This window comes from Streptomyces sp. NPDC006624, from assembly GCF_040611555.1.
GTDB lineage: Bacteria > Actinomycetota > Actinomycetes > Streptomycetales > Streptomycetaceae > Streptomyces.
The window spans coordinates 1-1,212 of sequence record NZ_JBEXOM010000079.1; the positions used below are offsets into that span (position 1 = coordinate 1).

At 30.3% G+C, this 1,212-nt stretch carries 2 protein-coding genes; both read right to left on the reverse strand.

Translation table 11 applies throughout. The features are described 5' to 3' along the window. On the reverse strand, positions 1 to 408 hold a 408-nt coding region (locus ABZY20_RS37290; protein ID WP_356447984.1), incomplete at its 3' end, for a relaxase/mobilization nuclease domain-containing protein. Between the two features lie 2 nt (positions 409 to 410). Further along, positions 411 to 896, reverse strand: a complete 486-nt coding sequence (mobC, locus tag ABZY20_RS37295) for a plasmid mobilization relaxosome protein MobC (RefSeq protein WP_356447985.1) — start codon at positions 894 to 896, stop codon at positions 411 to 413. Positions 897 to 1,212: the final 316 nt, after the last annotated feature.

Consider the following 1,212-nt stretch of genomic DNA (forward strand, 5'->3'; position numbering starts at 1 on the left):
TAAAGTTAAAGGGTCAGTTGCATTAAGCACAATATGATTATGGAGGTGTGGCTTATCGGTATGAGTAGCAATAATAAATTCCGCAGAATTTCCGAGATATTCTTTCATGGTTTTTAAACCAATTTCATGAACTTGTTCAGGGGTTAAATGATCATCAGGAGAAAAAGATTGGACAAAATGATAACCGAACCTTTCATTTTTTTGTGGCTTGTTTTTTAAAGCGATAGCCATTGTTCGTGTCGCTAACATTTCATCACAGGTTGAATGAATATCTAAAATATTTTGACCGGAAACATATTCAAAGTCATTTGTTTTTTCGGAGTTCATCACATAATCAATGAGTTGTTTTAAATCTTTTGCGGAATGAACCGTTCCGTTCGATTGTTTTGGCATTTTAATGACTGTCATTTTTACTCCCCCTCCGAAATATAATGAACCACTTTTTGAATTTTATCTTCCAAATTTTCTAATTGATTTTGATAATCAGACATCAATTCTTTTGTCTGATTATTTTTATTTTCGTTTAAATGTTTAGCAATTTGATTGATATTATTTCCGATACGTTTTAGTTCAGATTTTGTCGCAGAAATTTCAGAAATAATATTTTTATATTCTGAAAAATCAATAGAAAAAATCTCTTTATTGCAACAGGCTCGTCTAGCAAAAATAGAAAAATTAGTGATGCCAGTTTCTTTCATTATCAATTTAATTCTTTCCGCTTCTTGTTCATTTACAAAGAATTTTTTTTGAATGCTTCTCTCACGATTTTCAATTATTTTCATCTTGTCAACCTCACAAATAACTGTCAACTCTAAAAGCTCAAAATAGGGGGTTAGTGTCTTTAGTGAACTTCGCACTTGGGTACCCAAGTACAGTAAAAAGTATTCATCTTTCACTCACAAAATCTAAAATTTCCAATTTTATTTTTGTTCGTTTCAGACGAATATTTTTATTTTTGGTGGTGTCCCCCAATCCCCCTTTTTTTTAAAATTAATTATCATGATTTATATTTTTTGGAAAATTAATTTCAAATTCTTTTAAGACATCTTCGTATCAATCTTTGACTTCGCAACAGAACCCTTTTTACCGTAAGTGTATATCCACTTACTAAGCTCGCTATAATACTTTATAACGTTTTTATTTACATGAGCAAAGCGAGTTTTTCCAACACGTTTAATCTAAAATATTGGCATTTTATACCATGATTTTCAT